Genomic DNA, 16,203 nt, shown 5'->3' on the forward strand with positions numbered 1-16,203 from the left:
GCGCTACATTATGTATATCGGTATTCTAAATTTGAAATTTTATATGACTTCCAAAATAATATACTTCCATATTATATTGACAAACGAAAATAAGCCTGCTTATACGCTGTGACGCATAAGACAGGCTAATTGGTTAATTTAAGTAGATCACGTTACCTACTACAAATTCTATTTTATTTTCAACTCGATCATATCGCGTTCTGCTTCCTGAAGATCATCGTACGTTTTGCCTGGCACACCATGCAGCTTTAATACCAACGATTGTGGCTCATCCAGTAGGTTGCTGCTGAAGGAAAAAATCATGCCGTCTTCCGTTCCACTACCCGATACCATAATTAGCGTTGTCTCTTTCCCGTCTTTGGTTGTGGATACCATCTGAGTAGGTTGAACCACATCGTTAATGGACATTCTGGATTCAAAATCAATATCTTTTTCAGGTTCGTAGATGAATCTCGCTCGAGTCACTAGAGGCGATAATTCTACTTCAGATAACATCACCTCATATCCACCAACTGTGAATAGCTTATTCAGTTCCAAGACTTCCGTCTGTGGAATCGAGAATTTAGGGTCCAGATTGAAAGTGACGTTCATTTTTTTTGAAAATTGATATTTGCGTTCCTTTTTGACTGCATCTGAATCAGTCCCTTGGTTCGGAACAACTGATGAAATCTGTACATTCATCATGACTTGTTCAGGCAAGGGCTGATTTTTTTGAAACTCTATGGCGCTTTGACCATAAATGGTGTGCTCATCTTCTGAATGATGCACCCCTCTAATATTTCCGTCGCCCAATACATTATTCGTTACCGCGTTTGTCATCTTGGTATTCACAACCGAATAGACTTCTTGAGTATCGTCTGTCTTGGCTGTATATAACACAATTAACTTGTTCTCATCTGCCATTACTGCATTAACGGTAAATTGATATATTCCCGATTTCACCGTACGGTCGACAAGTTGAACATAGCCATTATTCATTGCAGATTCGATCGTACTCCCGCTAACGTCCTGCTCAGCCAGTTTTCGAAAAGGCTCCAGCACTCCCCAATCCTGAATGGGTTCAACTGCTGTGGTTTGTGAGGGAATAATCCCTCGGTATGGCCCGAGTAGGAAACATGCGGCAGTGATTACTGTTATGAGCACAGCAGTGATCCATTTTATTGGGAGACTGCTTGCCGTTCGCTTCGCTCTTGCTTTTGCAAGTCCTCGTTGGATGGCAAATGCCGTATCTGCCGGGTTCAAATGCTGTTTCTCCACTTCAACCTGATATGCGTCTGCGAGCAGTGCTTGTTCCTCCGGACTAGTTCTCATGCCAATCCCCCCTGTTCTTCATCAGCTTGCGTAATTGCTCCAGCCCTTTGTGCTGCCAGGTTTTGATGGTGCCTTCGGGTTTTCCGAGGATCAAGGCAATGTCGCTCAGTGTCATGTCGTTATAATATTTCAGCAGTAGTACATGGCGGTATTTCGGTTTTATTTTCTGCAAAAATCCCCACATGACAATCCGGTTATCATCCTGGCCTGCAACTGCGACCTCCGCAAACACATCCTCCAAACCGTCATTAGCCAGCGGTGTGGTTCGCTTGCGGCGTCTCTGTTCATCAATACAGACATAGATCAAAATACGAATAATCCATGATTTGAACGCTTTTTCATTTTTCAAACTCCGACGCTTCGTCCAGGCCCGGCATGTCATCTCCTGTACGGCTTCCAGAGCATCATGACGATTGCGGAGATAGCTGTAGGCAATGGAAGTCAGCGTATCTTGATGCTCCATGATGGACTGGACAAACACCGTCTCATCTTCGGTTTGCACGAATATCATCTTCTTCATCTCGGCTTTGGTCTCCACCCCGGTTCCCTCCTTCTCTCTCTCTTTCTGTGGTATAAGACGGGTAACTGTACCAAACGGTTTTTATTATTTTCCCAAATGCCAATGAGCCGGATTGTAAAATAGATTCAAACTGGCCCAATAAGGCTCAGGGCTGTCTAGAGATCTTTTGATTTAAACGATAAAAAGAATGACCCCTGTTTAAGACAGAGATCATTCATTAATCCGTACTGTTCTTTATTAAAGTGTGCTTTATAGATCATCGTACGTTTTTATAAACTCTATTTATTTATGTAATGTCGAATGGGCGATTTTCACTCACGTTAAATGGTTATCGCTGATCTACATGAGTTACAATGGGGTCCCTAGAAAGCTTAATTATTCTCATGCCCCTACTCTTCATTCAATTCATGGATGGAACGATCCAGCCATAACTCATACCAATCCAGAAAGCGCAGACGTTCCATATTGCCGAAATAATGATCTGGATAAATGCCGCTGCGATTCGCCCGATCATCGGTCCAGATCTCCCCGCTGCATGGTCCATTCAAGACCAGATTCATGGAAATGCCGCAGCCAAAATCACTGATGCGCAGCAGGCCTGCCGACCGTTTAGGATCATGATAATCATGGTCCAGTGCATCCCACTCCTCTTCTTCCTTGCTGTCATCATACCAGTCAACTTCCCAGTTCCAAGCCTCTACATAGGGAAATGGATCCGAGATAGCATTCAGCTCATCGTCATATCCAATGACGGCATACACCCCATCTTCCGGCTTCTCCAGTCCGTAATATGGACCTGCTCCTCCCGACCCGATATGCAGCAAAAAAGCCCGATACTCCTCTGGCAAAGTAATCTTCCATTTCTGTTCGAACCCTGTGATCTCTTCCGGTGTCCATACCCGCTCCAGCTCATATTCGTGGTTCTCTGCCCCAAACAAGCTCATATCCGCATCCAAACGTTGAAGATTCTTCAACTTCTCGCTTATGCGTTCCAGCTGCTGCTTATACACGACTGCTGTCCCCTCACCCTCTATTCCATTTGTTCTATGACATAACCACGTTGTTGCAGCTCATCCAGTGCTGCTTCTACATCACGTTCAGGACATAGCTTCCTGATTAAACCTGGCGTCACTGGTTTTCCTTCATATACTTCAGCAATCGCAGACAGCGGCAGTTCATGTGACTCGTAATAACCCTCTGCCCAATCAGCGAACGCCTCTGGCGTTTCCTCGATATAGCCCAGCAAAAAATCGGCACCGCCTGTGGCGTCGTCTTCGCTTTCTTCGATTAACGCTTGCTGAATCCAGCTTCCTGTCTTCCACTCCGTGTCTTTTCCCTCCTGCCAAATACAAAAGGTAACATCATCGGGTTCCATTCTCTCTTCCTGGTCCTCCAAGATGGCTCTTAATGCCTTCGGCACTTCATCATACATGCCCGGATAGACTTCACCATCGTCACGAGCATGGGGGCTTAAGGGAGATTCATGATCAAACCCCTTGATTAAGGTACCCGATGGGGTAAACAACACATGCAGGTGGTCTCCTGCCCCGTTGTCGATACTCCCCCAAGCTACACCAGGCAGCAGCTCTGCTTCATAGTGGTGTAAACGAAGCCATTCTTCCTCGGACAGGATGATATCCAGCGCAGCAAGTATCCGCATCTGTTGGTGCAGTTTATCTGAATCTGTGATCGTTGTGAAATTCCAATTCGGCATGTGGATTCCTCCCGCTTCAGCTTTCTTCATTCGCTTAATTTCTTGGAGACCTGTCCATACTTATAAAAAAACTTCAAATCCGGATCAAACTATCCAGCTCGTTGTGTCCTTGAGCACCTGGTTGAATCGTCAGTGAGATCTGATTGCCTTCTCTTGAGACGATGCAAGCCACATTTCCCGGCTGCAGCGATAGTGTTATTCCATCGCATGACTCATCCGGCTCCAGTTCTCCCCCACTGACATCTTCAGCTGCACCCAGAAATACGTTGCCGGTCGGAACTTGCAGATAGAATACCTGCGCATCTTCCGTTTCTTGCACTTTGCTAGCTGTATCCGAGATGTCCACACTCCATGTCACCTCGTACAATCCATCGGCTCCCAGATTGAAAAAGAGGCAATTGCCCGCATTCACCTCAGCCAGTTCATCTTCCGGAATGGACCACCAGTCGGGCGGTTCTTCTACACGGTGTTTTAACGAAGCCAGATCGAACAGGCACATGGTCGCCGTTCCCGTCACGAATTGAAATGTCCCACGCATTCTTATCTTCCTCTCTGATCGTCATGATTTATTGCATTAGCCACTCCAAGCGATGCAGCAGATCACCGTCCAGTTCCTGCCCGCATAACGACAGCAGCTTATGAAGACGTTCCCGTTCTGCCGTGGACAATCTCCCGCCGTAGCTGCGGTTCGGGTATCTGGCCCAGTTATATAACTGGCGATGAATGGCTTGTTTCACCCATTCGTGCCTTGCCGCTGGAAGCTGCTGCAGCAGCAGTCCAACCTGATTCCACTTGTTCATGGAAGAAATAATGCGCAGCACATTGCGGACGACATGAGGCAGGGCATCGGGGTCCGACAACAGATCAGCCACTTCATCAGGCTGTATAAGATAGGGATGCTGCATAAGCGCGCGGCAGGCCTCCCGGGAAATGCCAGGCTGCTCGCTTGTTAGCGAATGTACAAAATGCGTTCCGTATGAAGAAGCGTCCAGCCGCATTAATCCGCGGATAACTGCTTTTTGTACGGCAATCGATGGATGCTTCGCATATTCATACAGCACTTCTGCGTCTGCCTTGTCCCCCGTCTCTCCCAGTCCTGAAATTGCTGCAGTGAGATGCTGCTGTTCATCACCCCAGATGACATCCAGATACCACTCCGCATAGCTCACGTTCATCCACCGTTTGGCATACCTCCGTGCTGTATCCCGCACTGACAGGTTTGAATCCAGAAGCCGATCCATTATAATCGCTTTCGCATCATCAGAATACCTCGTGGCAAGTACAGCGAGACCTTCTCGGCGGATTGAAGGAACACTGTCCAGCTGCATGTCAAGGAGAGCCTCTCTCAGCTTTTGACCAGACAACATACGATCTACCCGCTGTGCTGCCCATCGCCGGATGGCAGGGTTCTCATCCTGTAATGCCTGCTCCATAATCATGCCAGCATCCGTGCCCTCTGCTTCGAGTGAAATCCGAAAAGCGAACTGACGGATGCTGTGTTCAGGGGATACCCGTGCGTTATGACGGACAAACCTGCATTCTTTCTGACGCAGCAGGTGATGTACAGATTCGATAAAAGACTCGAATTGATCCCGTCCGCAGATCCGAAGTCGCTCCACAAGCAGGATATTTTCCATCCACAGCTTGGCATGCTCGGGCTTCAGTTTAAGTTCCAGTGCCGCTCTCGCCAACTGACGAATTTCGGGCACCCAGTCATTCAACCGAAGCAGCAAATAAGGAAAGCTATAGGACTCATCCTCCCGAATCATTCTTCTAACCGCAGCCTCTCTGATGTAGCCGCTCCAGTGCATCGTCAACATGGACAAACGAATTGTACTGGCCTGATCTATCTTATGTACCTCACGTTCCACGACCCGCTTCCAAATGACGGGGGAAGGACGCCATTCCCTTACATGTTCGTTCAGCCACACCAGCTCGGATAATGGACATGCTTCTACCAAACGAGCTACCGCCTGCTCCGCAGCCTGACGGATAACAAGACTCTCATCATCCATCAACCGCAGCAGACTCGGGATCAAGATATACTCTCCGAATTGACCAAGATGACGGAGCTGCTCGGCGGTTTCCTGAACCGTTCCCGTCCCGAGCTGATCCAGTTTATGCCGGAGTTCAGAGGTTAATTGCCGCATTTCATCCGCTCCTTCCCATCTGATTCAGGTGAGGAATCAGAACCATATCCAACCATTATATCAAGCTAGACACCGGGGTTAAAGGAACTCAGGGGCTATATCTGTGTATGCTATACTTGTGAAAAAGTGCAATGAGGGAGGGGCTGTACTATGGACGGATGGGAAAGCGGCGTGATTCGGGTTCACGATAGCCTGAAATTGTACTCCGGTCTTACGGAGGAGGAATTGAAGGCAAGTTGGTTTTATCGGGAGAATCGTACGGAGGTTCAGAAGCTTACTACGGGATATACGTGGTATAAATTCAAATCAGATGCCTCTGCAGATGTTAAAGCATTTTACCTCGCCTTGTGTTTCCATCAGTCCCGGCTGGTTCAGGCCAGTTTGGCACTGGACGGCGAAGAATTCCCCTCTTCATGGGATGACTGGACCGAAGCAGGTGAGATGAAGCGAAAGCTGGCCCATGATGAGTGGCTCAAAAATCAAATTTCCGCTGCGCCGCATATTAACCGCTCCAAACCCTATCCCTATATGGGATACAGCTTCCCATGGGGATCAATATATTCCAGCCATGATCCACGGTCTGCGAGTGCGAGCATAGGGCTCACTTTTACCTGACATGGTGTTGGATCCCCTTCAATGCAAACAAGGCCATATCTCTTCATTTTCGGGTACAAATTGACGATATATCCATAACATGAACTTTTTGAACTTTGTGGAGGAAACTATGTCAATCAACCTTAGAAGAGAGCCTTTTCGTTATACATTGAAGGAACCCATCACGTTTGAAATTTACATTATCAGCATTAATGGAGTCTCTGCTCCGCACAAACCCATTCAGGCCGAATTGATCGATATCAGCCGATCGGGGTGCCAGCTTTCATTTCCGCTAAGCCTGCATGTGGAGTCCAATGAAATCCGGATCGGAATGAATCTGCTTCTTTTTGAAGATCCGTTAGATCTGGAAGGAACACTGCGCTGGGGCAATGAGGAGAACGAAACCTGGCACTACGGTGTACGGCTTGAGATACAAGACGGGAACCATGATCGCCTGTCCAGAGAACTGCGCATGCTTGCCGGACAGGGAAGAATCATGGTGAAGTAACGGTTTTGCTGGCGGTAGAAGCATTCTCCATTTTGGACCAGTTCACACTTTTCTCCAGAATCAGCGAGACCATAACTCCGATCACGAGACCATTGCTAATAATCGGAATAAGGTAAATCGGTAATGCCTGAAATGCCTCTGCAGGGATGTTCATCACTGCCACGCCGGTTAGCACAGGCAGAGCCACGCGGTAGATCGTCTTGGAATTAAACGCAGTACCTTCAATGGTGCGGAGAGCTGTTCCAAACATTTGCAGATAGGCTACAAACAGCACGGCACTGCCCACACTCGGTGGTATTTGCGCAAAAAAGGCAGTCACCGAAGGGGTGAGCCCCAAAATACATAACATGGCAGCTCCGATAATAAAAGCAGCACGCCGCAAAATCCGAGTGCTTTCCAGAAAACCGATAGACGAAGCAAATAAACCAAATGGCAGCACACCCACACATGCGGATAGCATGCTGAACAATCCGGTTAGCACATAGGAGCGTTTATATTGCTGGTCTGTCGTCTGTGTTTCATATATTTTCTCGACCGTGCTTAATGTCGTAATTGAATTCGTCATGTTGACCAATCCGACGAAGAACGCAGTTACAACAATGCCCGGCTCCCACGTCGGTACTCCCCATGGAAACAGCGTAAACAAACTCCCCCCAGAATTGCCCGACAACCCTGCATGCTGGCCTGGAAACACAAAACTGTAGGCAATCCACCCTGTCACAATGCCGATGAGGATGGAGTAGTTGCCCAGTTTACCTCTTCCCTTCAGTTGGATCAGGGCGACCAGAAAGGCAATAGCTACGGATAAAGCTGCAACCGGCAGGTTAAATGTACCGAATTCGGTATACCCAATCATGCCTTTGAAGAAATTCATGGTCAGCTGAATCGTCATGAGAAACAACATGGCGCTCTTGACCATGGGTGTAAACAGCTTCTGCAGCAGATGGGCTGCACCCAATCGGCCAAGAATGGCCATGGTTAGTCCTGCGAGCAGGAAGCCGGCAGCAAGTCCGCCCCCGATTCGCTCCAGACTCATGCCGGCGGAAGATGCCGATACGGTCAGACTGAGGGTCAATCCCCACCAGAGACCGGACGGTCCATCCATGACTGCATAACGATGCCCAAACATGGCCTGCAGAATACACACGGCTCCGGTCAGCAGAAAAGCGTGCTGCATGGATGCAGCGATGGCATCCGGTGACATCTGAAAATTATGACCAATGGATAATGGAACCACGACCGTGTTGGTAAACAGGAAGAAGAACCATTGAATTCCTGCCAAAACCAGAGATGATGTCTGACTCATATATTTTGTAATGAAATGCTCTTGTTGTCTGTTCATGATTTCATTCGTGTCCTTTCGCGCCTCAATATGGAAATAGGCACCTTCATTCAGCTATTCAATAACATTCGTTCCATTTCGGTATAACCGTTGCGTCTGGCATGAGCTAGTGGGGTAACGCCATCCCGATCGGCGATCTCTCTATCGGCACCATATTGCAGAAGCAATGCCACGATCTGTTGATGCCGCGGTCCACCGTCTCCCAGAATGACGGCCTCCAGCAGAGCTGTCCAGCCCAGATTGTTGACATGGTTCACATCCACATCCGTACAATTCAGCAGGAAATCCACAATGTTCACATGGCCCCTGTCTGCTGCAGGGATAAGTGCGGTTCCGCCAAAGCGATTCGTTAATCTTGTATCTGCCCCAGCCGCGACGGCCATTTCAACAATTTCCTTGAGGCCCTCGGCACTGGCATATAACAATGGATTATCCAATCGATTATCCTGAATGTTAATATCCGCTCCGGCATCAATCAACATGCTAACGGTCTGTACCTTGTTGCCATGCACTGCAGCCATTAGTGGTGTTCGCCCAAGCGCATCCCGTTCATTCAATCCGGCACCTTGTGTAATATACCGGATCACCTCATCTGTATGTCCAGCTTCTGCAGCGGCATGTATCGTATTAACCAATGCGTTCATCCTCCAATTCGTTGTTAACCTTGTGGATCAGCGTTCCAATGGAGATCGAATCTTGCTATTTAGGTGCGTAAATCTAATGTATGGTACCATAAGAGGATAGTATATTAAAAATACATGTTTTGTTGGCTAACTATACGAAATACATATACTTGCAACGAGGGTGAAAACAAGTGGATATCAAACAATGTCGCTACTTTATTGCCATTGCCGAAGAGAAACAAATTACCGCAGCTGCCCGAAGACTGCACATGGCTCAGCCTCCACTCAGCCAGCAATTAAAACTGATGGAAGAAGAGCTTGGCGTAGCCTTATTTGAACGCAAAGGACGCCTGATGGAATTGACGCAAGCAGGCCGCAGCTTCTATGATTATGCCGTCACGATGACCAAATACATGGAGGAAGCCGTTATGGAAATGCAGAGCTTCCGTTACGGCATCCGGGGCAAGCTATCCCTGGGCATGAATACCATTTCCGATAGTCTGATCCCGAAGGCGCTCCAGCAATTTCGCACAAGCCATCCTCAAGTAACCTATAAAATTCAGCAGAATGAATCCGCTCAACTATGCAGCATGCTGGATGATGGACTGATTGAGCTGGCCTGTGTACGTATGCCGGTAAAAACAAAACACTATGAAGTGCTGCATCTGCCGCAGGAGCCGCTCTACTACATATCCTTGGAGCCCCTGGAGACCAAGGGGAAACATGGCACTCACTTTGATCAGTTGGCAGAAGTTCCACTCCTGCTTCCCAGTACAGAGGGACTCGGCATGTTTGAACTGATTCTCGAGAAGTTTCGTGAACATCAGGTGAAGCCTACGATTATGGGTGAATGCTCAGATGTGGCCATGCTGCTAGAGCTGGTCCGGCTCGGATTCGCGAACTCCATCGTGCCTGGCACTGTGCTGCAGCTTCATCACGAACAATCATTCCATGTATATCGGATCCTTGATCCAAACTCCACCGTGGGTTCAGCGCTCGTCTGGCTGCACCATCGTTATCTGTCCAAGCCGGCCCAGCAATTCGTGCAGTTGGTTCGGGAGATGATCCCATAGGTACATAACGGATGAGGTGTTGCTTCTGACAGCAACGGATTTGCCTTTGCAGTGACATACAAAAAATAGTTATAAACAAAAAAAACAGCAGGGTCTCCAGTACGTTTGGAAACTCTGCTGTTTCTTATGGATTAGGCTTTGGCTGTATAGAGCAGCTCTTGCTCTTTAATTGCAGTACGACCTGCAGATACAATAGACTCATATTGATGCATGTTTGTGATGATGACTGGTGTAATGGTTGTATAACCCGCTTTTTCGATTTCTTCACGGTCAAATTCCATCAATACATCACCCACAGCAACTTTTGCACCCGCCTGAACCTTAGGCGAGAAGAATTGGCCTTTCAGCTTCACTGTATCAATTCCGATGTGAATCAGCATCTCTGCACCGTTGTCGCTGACCAGACCAATCGCATGTCCACTCTTCGACAAAGAGAACACCGTTCCGTTAATCGGGGAAACCACACGACCTTCGGTCGGCTGAATTGCAAATCCTTTACCCATAATTTCTTCAGAGAATGCAGGGTCCGGTACTTCACTCAACGGTTTTACTTCCCCTGTCATCGGGCTGAATACTTCTTGATCCTGGGCTTTTTCTTCTTCAATCGCAGATACTGCGGAAGCGGAACTGTTTACATCAGCGGCAACTGGTGTAACAGGCTCAGCTGAAGCTGTAGTCGCTGCTGCTGGAACCGCTTCTGGAACATCTTCGAATCCGAGGATGTAGGTCAGAATTGCTGAAGCTACAACCGCAATGACTATTCCGATCAGAGCATATACAAATGTCGGACCGATGATCATTGGAATTCCTGAAAGACCTGCCAGACCACCAATAACATACGCTTTTGTTTGGAAGAAGCTAATGAACGCTCCGCTAATTGCCGCACCAATCAGTGCTGCCACAAACGGTTTTTTGAATCGCATATTGACCCCGTACATAGCTGGTTCTGTAATACCCATAAGTGCGGTAACACCAGTCGATGCAGACAAGGATTTGATTTGTTTGTTTTTGGATTTCAGAGAAACACCCAGAGCACTACCTGCTTGTGCAAAGTTAGCAACCATCATGAGCGGAATCAAGTAATCGTATCCCAATGTTGCAATGGAACCGATCATGATTGGAACGAGCGCATAGTGCATTCCCGTAATAATCAAGAGGGAGAACGCTCCACCAACAAGCAATCCTGCAAACAAACCAGCATTATTAAACAACCAGTTAATACCGTCCGTCAAGCCGTTACCAATGATAACCCCTAGTGGTCCTACGGCGATCATCATAACAGGAACAATGATAAGCAGTGTAACTGTTGGTACAACAATCAATTTAAGTGAAGCATGTGTAACCTTGTCGATAGCTTTTTCTACATAAGATGCCAACCAGACTGCAATCAAAATCGGAATAACCGAAGATGCATAGGTTGCAGCTACAACCGGCAAACCGATGAAAGATACATTCTCACCCGGTGCTAACAAAGCGGTAATGGTTGGATGCATAACCGATGCACCAATGGCCGCACCAATGTACATATTGCTCCCGAGTTTACGTGCTGTACTAATCCCGAGAATGATTGGCAGGAAGTAGAACGCACCATCACCAATTGCGGACAAGATGATGTATGTTGAACTTGTTGCATCAATCCATCCAAAGGTAAGCAGCAAGGCCACGATTCCTTTGATCATACCTGCGCCAGTGATGGCTGGAAGGATTGGAGTGAACACACCTGAAATAAAGTCAAATACGGCACTCAGCGGATTTTTCTTTTTGCCGCCTGTTGCAGCAGCAGCTGGTTTCGCATCAGGAGATTTGGACATGTTTCCTACCAGCGCGTTATACACCACAGGCACATCGTTCCCGATAATAACCTGAAATTGACCACCATTCTCCATAACGCCCATAACGCCAGGTGTATTTTTAAGCGTCGCTTTGTCAGCTTTGCCGTTGTCATTGAGATTAAATCTGAGTCTTGTCATACAGTGCGTGACTTGATCAATGTTTTCTTCTCCACCGACCAATTTCAGAATATCTTTGGACAATTGTTGTTTATCCATTGTATTTTGCTCCTTTAATGTGTAATGAAGGTTAAAAAAAAACCTAAACACTGAATAATGACAAAGCAGTTTCAGCTTATCATTATTCAACGTTTAGGTTTTGCCTTTTTAGCAGTAACAATCCCAAAATTATTCAATTGGTTGTTCATTTCTTACAACACGCTCAATGTGAATCGTCAGATACAGTATTTCTTCCTTAGACAAGACCCGATTATAGATTTTCCGTGTATAATCATTAATCTTGACTGCACAAGCATATGCTTCAGGATATTGCTTACTCACCAGATCATGAAGCGGATTATCTTCTTCCTTGTCTTCAATGGCTGTACCTTGCAGCACACGTTGAGCAAAAAACTTCAGATGGGTTAAGAAGCGATAATAGCTCAGCGAATCCTCATCCAGTTCAATGACAAAACTGCGCCTTACAATGTTGAGTATGTCCTTGACAATATTCGTAATACTGATGGTTTCTCTCATCTCGCCGTTCATCTGGGCGTTGACCAGATGCATGGCGATGAATGCGCATTCGTCTTCGGGAAGCAGTACACCCAGCGTTTCTTCAATAATCTGTAGTGCCTTTAGTCCAATGGCATATTCCTTGCGGTACATGCGCTTGATCTCCCAGAACAGTGCGTTACGGATCTGCAATCCTTGACGATGTCGATCAATGGCGAAATGAATATGATCCGTTAGTGAAATATAGATGCTCTCATGTAACTTCTCACCTAACACCGTCTCCGCATAACGAATAATTTCATCCGAGCATTCAACATATTCAACTGGAATATCGGACAGAAGCGTTTTCAGTTTCTGCGATACTTCCTTGCTTTCCAATGAGAATATTTTTTCGACAAGACTTTCGTCGATCGATTCACCAGCATGTTTTTTGAAGGCAATTCCCCGCCCCATGACGACCAGTTCGTTTCCGCCCGAATCAATCACGGTAACTACGTTGTTGTTGAGCACCTTCTCAATTTTCATTTCTTCACATCACCTTGCACCGTCAAAGTAGTAAAAGGCAAAACCAAAGCAGGTCACGAAAGATGCCCTGCTTCTGGTTTTGCCTGATTGAACAGTAACAATCCAGTTATTCATTAGCCTTAGGCCCATCTTACCATATAAATATCTATATGACAATGTTTTTGTGAAAGCGGTTAATGTGACTAATTATGACATGAGAAGATGCTTGTCAACCATGCCTTTTGAACCACTATTATTCGTTAATGCCTTTCAAGCTTGCACCATTCGTACTAATAACTTCTTTGTACCAATGGAACGATTTTTTCTTATACCGTTCCAGTGAACCTGTTCCGTCGTTGTTGCGGTCCACATAGATAAATCCGTAACGCTTCTTCATCTCTGCAGTCGATGCACTAACCAGGTCGATACAGCCCCATGAAGTGTAGCCCATAACTTCTACACCATCTTCAAGCGCTTCACCCACCTGCACCAGGTGGTCATTCAGATATTGAATGCGATAATCGTCATTTACCGTTTTATTGCCGTTCTCGTCCGTGATCAATTCATCCACGGCACCCAGCCCGTTCTCAACGATAAACAATGGTTTTTGATATCGATCCCAGTATTTATTCAGCGTAACACGCAGACCTTGCGGATCGATCTGCCAGCCCCATTCACTTGCTTTAAGGTAAGGGTTTTGAACCCCTGCAAACAGATTTCCTTTTCCTTCAATGCGTTTCTCTGGATCGCCTGTCTCACAGATACTTACATAGTAGCTGAACGAGATAAAGTCGACCGTATGCTTCAGAATTTCCGCATCTCCGTCTTCGAACTTGATATTGATATTATTCGCCTTGAAATAACGGTTAATGTATTTTGGATAGTATCCACGTGCGTGGATATCGGCAAAAATGTCATTGCGTTGTTCTGCATGCATCGCTGCAACTACATCATCCGGATTCGGAGTCAGCGGATACGTTGGCATACTTAGAACCATACAGCCAATTTTGGCTTCCGGCATAATTTCATGACCCAGTTTAACAGCCAGTGCACTTGCCACCAACTCATGGTGAATCGCCTGATACAGATCCTGCTTGCTCAATTGATCTTTTGGCGTATAGATCCCGCCGCTCATGAATGGCTCCTCCAAAATGGAGTTGATTTCATTAAACGTCAGCCAGTATTTTACTTTGCCTTTGAAGCGGTTGAACAGAACGGTTACATAACGTTCGTAAAACTCGATCATTTTACGGTTAACCCAGCCGTCATACGTTTTGGACAGATGCAGCGGCGTCTCATAGTGAGAGATCGTTACTAGGGGTTCAATCCCGTATTTATGGCACTCATCGAACAGGTCATCGTAAAATTGCAGACCTTTTTCGTTTGGCTCAAGCTCGTCCCCTTTAGGGAAGATTCGGGACCAGGCAATGGATGTACGGAACACTTTGAAGCCCATTTCGGCAAACAGTTTTACATCCTCTTTGTACCGGTTGTAGAAATCGATTCCGATCAATTTCAGGTTATCTTCCGTAGGTCCTTCCGTTCTTGGCGTGGTGATCCCGTGAGGCATCACATCTTGGACAGACAATCCCTTACCATCCGTATTATAAGCTCCTTCAAGCTGGTTGGCGGCTACCGCGCCGCCCCATAGAAAGTCCTTAGGAAATGGTGTTGTCATCTCAATCATTCCTCTCTTATCGTGTCTATTCATTGTTTGTCAGAAGCGTTCAAGCTATCCGAACCTGTAATTACAGCTGTTCACCATTGCTTGCAATCACGTTTTTGTACCAGTCAAAAGAATCCTTTTTGGAACGTTCGAGGGTTCCGTTACCTTCGTCGTCCAGATCAACGTAGATGAAGCCGTACCGTTTGGACATTTCGGAAGTGGACATACTCACCAGGTCAATTGGACCCCAAGCCGTAAATCCGATTAGATCCACACCATCCTTGATGGCTTCCTTCATTTGTTCGATGTGTTTTTTCAGGTAATCCACACGATAGGAGTCATGAATCGAACCATCTTCTTCTACTTTGTCATAAGCTCCAAGACCATTCTCTACGATGAACAATGGTTTTTGGTAACGATCCCAGAAGTTGTTCAGCGTTATGCGCAGGCCAATTGGATCGATCTCCCAACCCCAGTCGGAAGCTTCCAAATAAGGGTTTTTTACACCGCCAGCCAGGTTGCCTGCAGTTTCCTCCAGGTCAGCAGAAGCTGATTTGGTTACGGACATGTAGTAACTGAAGGAGATGAAATCGACCGTGTTGTTCAGCAAAATTTCATCATCGCCAGCTTCTTTTTGAATCACGATGTTGTTCTCTTCAAAATAACGTGCCATGTAGTTCGGGTATTTACCACGAGCGTGCATATCCGTGAAGAAGAGGTTGATCTGATTCTCGTGTTGAGCCAGACGCACATCTACCGGGTTACAAGTCGCCGGATACGTCTCCATGCGAGCGAGCATACAGCCCACTTGGGAACCAGGAATAATCTCATGCGCAAGTTTTGTTACCATTGCACTTGCTACGAATTGGTGATGCAGCGCTTGATACGTCGTTTGCAATTTGTTGTCTACTTTATCGATCAGAATGCCGCCGCCAGTGTACGGGCTGAACAGCATGACGTTGATTTCATTGAAAGTCAGCCAGTATTTCACTTTGTTTTTATACCGGTTGAATACTGTTTCTGCATATCTTACGTAGTGCCCAATAACTTCACGGCTAGCCCAGCCATTGTACTTCTGTGTCAGACCGAGCGGAGTTTCGTAGTGAGACAAGGTTACCAGCGGCTCAATGCCGTATTTCAAGAGTTCATCGAAGACTTCGTCATAGAATTTCAGACCTGCTTCGTTCGGTTCCTGATCATAACCGTTCGGGAAAATGCGCGCCCAGTGAATGGACAAGCGGAATACTTTGAAGCCCATTTCGGCAAACAAGGCGATGTCTTCCTTGAAACGATGATAGAAATCGATACCAAAGCGTTTCGGGAAACGCTCTTCAATTTTGCCTGACAGAATCTCTTCGATGCGGGAAGAGGAGATTTCCATCGCATGTCCGCCAGTACGCTTCTCTTTGGGAACATGGGCAATCATATCTGCTGTGGAAAGTCCTTTGCCGTCCTTATCAAATGCACCCTCCAATTGATTGGCAGCAGTAGCGCCGCCCCATAGGAAGTTTTCAGGGAAACCTTTTTTTGCCGTAGTCATGAACAACAACCTCTTTTCAACAATTTATTTTGTAATGACAAGTCAGAAAGATAGAATGTCCTATTTCGAGCAAACCAACACGATAATCAGTAGATCCACTTGAGGTTGTTCCTGATCCATGGACCCAAAAGAGGCCAGAAAACAAGAAAAACCT

General features: G+C 46.6%; 15 protein-coding genes. 3 read left to right on the forward strand and 12 right to left on the reverse strand.

Features of this window, described 5'->3' with window-relative positions:
- Positions 1–168: 168 nt before the first annotated feature.
- The 6 genes from AC3RCI_RS21790 to AC3RCI_RS21815 form a co-directional block, all read right to left on the reverse strand.
- Positions 169–1,311, reverse strand: coding sequence for a DUF4179 domain-containing protein (locus tag AC3RCI_RS21790; RefSeq protein ID WP_492526364.1), 1,143 nt, complete (start codon positions 1,309–1,311; stop codon positions 169–171).
- On the reverse strand, positions 1,301–1,849 hold the full coding sequence (locus tag AC3RCI_RS21795) for an RNA polymerase sigma factor (RefSeq protein WP_492526366.1): 549 nt from the start codon (positions 1,847–1,849) through the stop codon (positions 1,301–1,303). Before AC3RCI_RS21795 ends, AC3RCI_RS21790 begins: the two co-directional genes overlap by 11 nt.
- A 371-nt stretch (positions 1,850–2,220) precedes the next feature.
- The gene (locus tag AC3RCI_RS21800) at positions 2,221–2,841 is read right to left on the reverse strand and encodes an SMI1/KNR4 family protein (RefSeq protein WP_336780430.1); all 621 of its coding nucleotides are present in this window, start codon (positions 2,839–2,841) and stop codon (positions 2,221–2,223) included.
- A 20-nt stretch (positions 2,842–2,861) separates the two neighbouring features.
- On the reverse strand, positions 2,862–3,545 hold the full coding sequence (locus tag AC3RCI_RS21805) for a hypothetical protein (RefSeq protein WP_492526367.1): 684 nt from the start codon (positions 3,543–3,545) through the stop codon (positions 2,862–2,864).
- Positions 3,546–3,618: 73 nt separating this feature from the next.
- Positions 3,619–4,083 (reverse strand): DUF6386 family protein, encoded by a 465-nt coding sequence (locus tag AC3RCI_RS21810; RefSeq protein WP_492526369.1) that lies wholly within the window; start codon positions 4,081–4,083, stop codon positions 3,619–3,621.
- A gap of 28 nt (positions 4,084–4,111) precedes the next feature.
- Positions 4,112–5,695 (reverse strand): HEAT repeat domain-containing protein, encoded by a 1,584-nt coding sequence (locus tag AC3RCI_RS21815; RefSeq protein ID WP_492526371.1) that lies wholly within the window; start codon positions 5,693–5,695, stop codon positions 4,112–4,114.
- A 150-nt stretch (positions 5,696–5,845) separates the two neighbouring features.
- Here AC3RCI_RS21815 and AC3RCI_RS21820 point away from each other — a divergent pair, with 150 nt between their 5' ends.
- Both AC3RCI_RS21820 and AC3RCI_RS21825 read left to right on the forward strand, forming a co-directional pair.
- Entirely contained in the window at positions 5,846–6,310 is a 465-nt protein-coding gene (locus AC3RCI_RS21820; protein ID WP_492526372.1) for a hypothetical protein, read from the forward strand.
- A 109-nt stretch (positions 6,311–6,419) separates the two neighbouring features.
- Positions 6,420–6,797: a PilZ domain-containing protein gene (locus AC3RCI_RS21825; protein WP_354482443.1), complete on the forward strand. Its 378-nt coding sequence runs from the start codon at positions 6,420–6,422 to the stop codon at positions 6,795–6,797.
- Here the strand turns inward: AC3RCI_RS21825 and AC3RCI_RS21830 are convergent.
- Together AC3RCI_RS21830 and AC3RCI_RS21835 are read right to left on the reverse strand one after the other, a co-directional pair.
- Positions 6,784–8,139: a uracil/xanthine transporter gene (locus AC3RCI_RS21830; RefSeq protein WP_492526374.1), complete on the reverse strand. Its 1,356-nt coding sequence runs from the start codon at positions 8,137–8,139 to the stop codon at positions 6,784–6,786. The genes AC3RCI_RS21825 and AC3RCI_RS21830 overlap by 14 nt on opposite strands.
- Positions 8,140–8,189: 50 nt before the next feature.
- Positions 8,190–8,783 (reverse strand): ankyrin repeat domain-containing protein, encoded by a 594-nt coding sequence (locus AC3RCI_RS21835; protein ID WP_492526376.1) that lies wholly within the window; start codon positions 8,781–8,783, stop codon positions 8,190–8,192.
- 170 nt (positions 8,784–8,953) lie between these two features.
- Between AC3RCI_RS21835 and AC3RCI_RS21840 the strand changes: the two genes are divergently transcribed.
- On the forward strand, positions 8,954–9,835 hold the full coding sequence (locus tag AC3RCI_RS21840) for a LysR family transcriptional regulator (protein ID WP_492526377.1): 882 nt from the start codon (positions 8,954–8,956) through the stop codon (positions 9,833–9,835).
- A 131-nt stretch (positions 9,836–9,966) separates the two neighbouring features.
- On the opposite strand, the gene AC3RCI_RS21845 is transcribed toward AC3RCI_RS21840, so the two are convergent.
- The 4 genes from AC3RCI_RS21845 to AC3RCI_RS21860 form a co-directional block, all read right to left on the reverse strand.
- On the reverse strand, positions 9,967–11,883 hold the full coding sequence (locus tag AC3RCI_RS21845) for a beta-glucoside-specific PTS transporter subunit IIABC (protein ID WP_492526379.1): 1,917 nt from the start codon (positions 11,881–11,883) through the stop codon (positions 9,967–9,969).
- Positions 11,884–12,012: 129 nt separating this feature from the next.
- Positions 12,013–12,864 (reverse strand): BglG family transcription antiterminator LicT, encoded by an 852-nt coding sequence (licT, locus tag AC3RCI_RS21850; protein WP_127538791.1) that lies wholly within the window; start codon positions 12,862–12,864, stop codon positions 12,013–12,015.
- A gap of 232 nt (positions 12,865–13,096) precedes the next feature.
- Positions 13,097–14,521 carry a glycoside hydrolase family 1 protein gene (locus AC3RCI_RS21855; RefSeq protein ID WP_153979579.1) on the reverse strand — a complete coding sequence of 475 codons (1,425 nt, stop codon included), beginning with the start codon at positions 14,519–14,521 and terminating at the stop codon, positions 13,097–13,099.
- 70 nt (positions 14,522–14,591) lie between these two features.
- Positions 14,592–16,049, reverse strand: coding sequence for a glycoside hydrolase family 1 protein (locus AC3RCI_RS21860; protein ID WP_354482433.1), 1,458 nt, complete (start codon positions 16,047–16,049; stop codon positions 14,592–14,594).
- Positions 16,050–16,203 lie beyond the last annotated feature (154 nt).

The organism is Paenibacillus sp. MT124 (assembly GCF_058792755.1).

Excerpts from the sequence above, each read along its gene's own strand:
- AC3RCI_RS21835 (WP_492526376.1), bottom strand. The coding sequence starts at position 8,783 with ATGAACGCATTGGTTAATACGATACATGCCGCTGCAGAAGCTGGACAT.
- AC3RCI_RS21830 (WP_492526374.1), bottom strand. The coding sequence starts at position 8,139 with ATGAACAGACAACAAGAGCATTTCATTACAAAATATATGAGTCAGACA.
- AC3RCI_RS21805 (WP_492526367.1), bottom strand. The coding sequence starts at position 3,545 with ATGCCGAATTGGAATTTCACAACGATCACAGATTCAGATAAACTGCAC.
- AC3RCI_RS21825 (WP_354482443.1), top strand. The coding sequence starts at position 6,420 with ATGTCAATCAACCTTAGAAGAGAGCCTTTTCGTTATACATTGAAGGAA.
- AC3RCI_RS21860 (WP_354482433.1), bottom strand. The coding sequence starts at position 16,049 with ATGACTACGGCAAAAAAAGGTTTCCCTGAAAACTTCCTATGGGGCGGC.
- AC3RCI_RS21855 (WP_153979579.1), bottom strand. The coding sequence starts at position 14,521 with ATGACAACACCATTTCCTAAGGACTTTCTATGGGGCGGCGCGGTAGCC.
- AC3RCI_RS21820 (WP_492526372.1), top strand. The coding sequence starts at position 5,846 with ATGGACGGATGGGAAAGCGGCGTGATTCGGGTTCACGATAGCCTGAAA.
- AC3RCI_RS21815 (WP_492526371.1), bottom strand. The coding sequence starts at position 5,695 with ATGCGGCAATTAACCTCTGAACTCCGGCATAAACTGGATCAGCTCGGG.
- AC3RCI_RS21845 (WP_492526379.1), bottom strand. The coding sequence starts at position 11,883 with ATGGATAAACAACAATTGTCCAAAGATATTCTGAAATTGGTCGGTGGA.
- AC3RCI_RS21810 (WP_492526369.1), bottom strand. The coding sequence starts at position 4,083 with ATGCGTGGGACATTTCAATTCGTGACGGGAACGGCGACCATGTGCCTG.
- licT (WP_127538791.1), bottom strand. The coding sequence starts at position 12,864 with ATGAAAATTGAGAAGGTGCTCAACAACAACGTAGTTACCGTGATTGAT.
- AC3RCI_RS21790 (WP_492526364.1), bottom strand. The coding sequence starts at position 1,311 with ATGAGAACTAGTCCGGAGGAACAAGCACTGCTCGCAGACGCATATCAG.